The organism is Streptomyces sp. NPDC111802, assembly GCF_055634335.1.
The window spans coordinates 1-4,642 of sequence record NZ_JBVKCZ010000144.1 but is presented as its reverse complement, the minus strand read 5'-3'; the positions used below and the strand labels follow the sequence as shown (position 1 = coordinate 4,642).

Annotated in this window: 2 protein-coding genes; one reads left to right on the top strand and one right to left on the bottom strand. The window is 66.0% G+C overall.

The annotated features are described in order from the left end of the window. Positions 1–65: 65 nt before the first annotated feature. Positions 66–2,114, top strand: coding sequence for an SdrD B-like domain-containing protein (locus ACZ7NC_RS44540; RefSeq protein WP_471497873.1), 2,049 nt, complete (start codon positions 66–68; stop codon positions 2,112–2,114). A 1,085-nt stretch (positions 2,115–3,199) separates the two neighbouring features. Here ACZ7NC_RS44540 and ACZ7NC_RS44535 read toward each other — a convergent pair. Beyond that, positions 3,200–3,847, bottom strand: a complete 648-nt coding sequence (locus tag ACZ7NC_RS44535) for a DUF4360 domain-containing protein (RefSeq protein WP_471497871.1) — start codon at positions 3,845–3,847, stop codon at positions 3,200–3,202. Between the last annotated feature and the right edge of the window lie 795 nt (positions 3,848–4,642).

Genomic DNA, 4,642 nt, shown 5'->3' with positions numbered 1-4,642 from the left:
TCTTGTGGGTGCCGTAGTTGTCCACGATCAGGTGGACCTGCAGGTGCGCGGGTACCTCCTTGTCGATGCGGATCAGGAACTTCTTGAACTCCGCTTATGCCAAACGGGGCTCCAAGTACGGTCCCGGCGGTCCGGGTGCGATCTACCGGACCGACCCGGCCACCAAGGCAACCACGCTGTTCACCCAGGTCCCCAACCCCGGCACCACCGCGCACAATCCGGGCGTTGACATGGACGAGGCGTTCGGTCCGGCGGTGGGCAAGCAGTCGCTGGGTGACGTGGATGTCAGCCCGGACGGCAAGGACCTGTATGTCGTCAACCTGCGCGACCGCAGGCTCTACCGCTACGACGCCACTCAGGCCACGGCGGCCGCGCCGAAGGCGTCGTATGCCATCCCGGATCCGGGCTGTGCCTCAAACGGTGATTGGCGCCCCTTCGGGTTGGGCCAGCAGGACGGCAAGGTGTACGTCGGCGGGGTCTGTTCGGCGGAGTCCACCAGGAGCAAGGCGGATTTGCGGGCGGTTGTGCAGACCTTTGACCCGACCACGGGCCAGTTCACCGGCAAAGTCATGGACCAGCCGCTGGACTTCCCCCGCGGCGGAGTCGGGTCCACCAGTCCTTACCTCTGCACTGGTCATGGCTGGTATCCGTGGACCAACAGTCGGCCCCTGACTCAGGACGGCAAGAGCTGTGTCCATCCAGCCGAGAACGCGACCGGACAGATCCAGAACCCGGAGCCGGAGCTGACCGACATCGAGTTCGAAACCAACGGCGACATGGTCGTTGGTTTCGCAGACCGCCTCGCGGACCGCTTCGGTAGCAACTTGCCCGCAACCGACGCCGCTCCGCCAACGAACGTATTCAACGGTGGTGACATCAACCGGGCCTGCCGTGGCGGGAACCACATGTTCGTCATGGACGGCAACGGTGGCTGCAAGAACAACAACACCAGCCCCGCCATCTCGGGTGGAGAGACCGCGGACGTCAAGGAGTTCTACCCCGGCGACTTTGCCTTCGCAGGCATCCATCAGGAGGTCAGTACGGGTGGCGTGGCCATCTCCAAGGTGGAGACGACCATTCCCTTCACCGCGCAGGACCCCATCCGCGCGACGGGCAGCGGCGTGGTGTGGGTCGACCGCACCACGGGTACCCGGAACGACGTGACGGACGGCAATTACCTGAACAGCGAGTTCGGTAAGGCACGTGGTATCGGTGACCTGGAAGTCCTGTGCGACCAGGCGCCGTTGCAGATCGGTAACCGCGTCTGGCAGGACACGGACGAGAACGGGATCCAGGATCCGGGCGAGATGCCGGTCGTGGGTGCCACGGTCAACCTGTACGACGCCAACGGCAACAAGATCGGCACGGCCGTCACCAACGAGCGGGGCGACTACTACTTCGACTCCCGGCAGGTGAAGGAGTTGAAGCCGGGGAGCACCTACACCGTCAAGATGGACAACCCCGACAACTACGCCGGCGGCGGCGTCCTCGACGGCTGGAGCCCCACCCGCCCGAACGCGGGTGACAACGACGAGATCGACTCCAGCGGCGAACCAGGCGGCGCCCCGTTCCCGGCCATCGAGGTCACCCCCAGCGAGGCCGGCGCCAACGACCACAGCCTCGACTTCGGCTTCACCAAGCCCAGCGTCGACCTGGCCATCGACAAGACCGCACCCTTCCGCGTCGAACCGGGCGGAGCCATCGAGTACCAGGTCATCGTCACCAACAACGGCCCCAACCGTTCCTCAGGCTGGACCCTGACCGACCCCATCCCCGAGGGGATCACCGACGCCCGCACCTCCGACGCCGGCTGCAGCATCAATGCCCAGATGCTCACCTGCAACGGCGGACCCCTGAACGTCGGGGAAACCCGCATCATCACCATCCGCGGCCTCGCCCCCAAGCCCCTGGAGACCACCACGGTCGAGAACTGCGCCGAGATCATGGGCAACGAACCCGACCCCAACATGAACAACAACAAGGCCTGCGACTACACCGAAGTACCCGCCATCCCGCTGATCGACCCGGCCGTCGGAACAGCCGCAGCTGGACTGATCACCCTCGGCGGCACCCTCTACCTCCGCCGCCGCAACACCACCGGAGCCGCCGTGTAACCAACCCCAACATCAGCTCACTCCCATAGCCGAGTGGTCCCTCTCCCCGTCTGCCGACATCCGCAGGGAAGGGGCCACTGCTGGCTTTCCCGTGCGGACGGGCAGGTCCAGGGCCTCGGACACAAGCGTGACGCCGACCTCAACCGGCACGGTGGGACTGCGGCGGCCGTCGGTGCGTCCATGCCTGCCTCACTCGCGGGCGGTCGTCTCTCCAGCACCGGCTTTTTCCGCGCTAGTGTCCCCCAGACGACTGCCCCCAGGCCTCCGCGGTGCCCCCGGGATGCTGTTCGGTCCCCAACCAAGTCATCGAGGACGAAGCCCTGCTGCCCCTGCCGCAGACTCCGTTCGTGTTGGCCCGCTGGTCAACTGCCCTGGTTGGCCTGGACTTTCACATCAAGGTCGGCCGCACCCTCTACTCGGTGCGCTGGACGCTGCCTCGCCCAGGCGCACCCGGCGGCGAACTCGGCCACCTCGACTTCCTGCAGGTCCTCTGCCAGGACGAGATCACCCGCCGTGAGACCGTCGCCTCCAACGCCGCCTACACTGCGCGACGTTCGAGCAGCAGGTCCCCCTGGAGGAGTTCGACTTCACGCGGCAGTCGAAGATTTCGTGTGCGGGAACGGCGAACCCCGAACCAGCCAAAAGGACGCCCAGCGAAGCGAGCCATGCTGCGAAATCGAGACTTTCGGCAACGGAGCCGTCACCGTGGTCAAGAGCTCCGCAACGTCACTACCAGCCCCACGTTCCCCGACGAGAGCGCCGCGACGACGACGAGGACCTTCACCGGCAGTCTCACCTCGGCGGGAGGCCCATGTGAGGTAGAGGTCGAGGATCCGAACAGGTAGCCGGAGAGGTCTACCTCGGTACGAGCACGCAGGCGCATGCCGACCAGATCGGCCCACTCGGCGCGGAGAGGTCGGCATCCACTGCCTGCCGTCGGTTTCGGACGGCACCGACGAGGCCGGCAGTTGTCCGGTGCAGCTTGACCACCGATGACGGGGCAGCCTCGTTCCGTCGGCGTCCTCTCCCGCGGAAATCCGCGGGAGAGGGATCGTTCGTCTCTTCAAGCCCTGCCGGGATACCGCTCAGGGCCGCGGGCATGCCTTCCATGCCAGGTGGTACACCGTGCTGATGTCACCGTCGGTCGAGTCCATGGTCATGAAACTGACCTTGTTCGGCGAGGACGTGCCAGCGTTCACGCGCAGCTCGGTGTTGATGTTGAAGTTGCGCTGGACTCCGCACGGCGCCCAGACCAGTTGGGCCCAGTCGGTGCTGTCGGTGGCCTGCCAGTTGTCATTGAGCGGGCCGCGGAAGGGGTGGTTGCGGGACTGTGTGTTCGCTGAGCCCTGGAAGTAGTAGGAGGCTCTCTGGACGGCACTCGCACCGCGCTGAAGGTAGGCGAAGCCACGATAGTCGGCGCTGGCGATGGCGTACGTGAAGCCCTGCGGAACGTGCACGATCAGGTTCAACTGACAGTTCTTGCGGAAGGCCGTCGGGTCGGAGTTGGCGCCGACCTGGGCGAGGTAGTCGCTGTATGTCACGGTGAAGGCGGTGTTGTCCTCGGAGACCGCGAGGGCGGTGGTGCCTTGCCGACAGCCGGAACCGTTCACCGTAGCGACCTTAATGACGATCTTGTCCGGCGGGGGCGCGGAGGGCGGGGCCGCCTGGGCCGGCAGCGCGGTGGCTATGAGTGCGGCGAGCGCAGCGCCGCACAGCAGGGATCCACGAGCCATGGTCACTCCTAGATGTCGGGGCGTGACGGTGCCAGCGATTCACGGAAGAATCGTGAAGTTCTCGTGAAGGCTGAAGGCGTTCGCATCGTAGGGAACCGTTCGTGACAGCGTCAGCATGAACTCCGGCCATTCACGAAACCGCCTCATGGCGCTCCTCGCCGTCATGCATCGGCGGGCATGACGAACCGCGTCCGACACGTCCGATCTCAGAGGACGCATCCTGGCCCGACTCTGCACGTTGACCATGGGCGGCACACCCGGGCCCGCCCCCTCGGTGGAAAGCCAGGATGAGGTGACTTCAAGGCAGTGGGATAGGCCGTGGATGAGGCATGCGATGCCCTGAGCAGTCGTGCGAGAAACTTGTATGCCGAGCAGCCGACGTCATGAGCGGGCGAGACAAGTGGCCGCGAGCGGGGCCCGGATGGAGCCGGTACACGTGAGCGGGGACGGTGCCGCCTTTACCTATCGCCACGGCGGCCGTGATGGTGCCGAAGAGCCCCGAGAGCGCAGGCCTGACGTGCCGGGTCGTCCGCGTCCTGTCGGTGGCGTCCACGGCCGGAGGCAACTGGTTTTCCACCACCCTGCCCGGTGACGTCTCCCTACGGCGCTCCTCTCCCCCGCGGCGCAACTGCCGTCGGCACCCCGGGCCAGCCTGCCGCCTTCCTCCTCGACAACAACCAGAAGTGGCCCCGGCCGCCCGGCCTTGGTGTTTCACCGTGAGGGCCGGGGGTGCTGACGGAGTGTGACCCCGAATAGAAGAGGTGCCCGTCCGACCTGCGAAGATCCAGTTGTTGA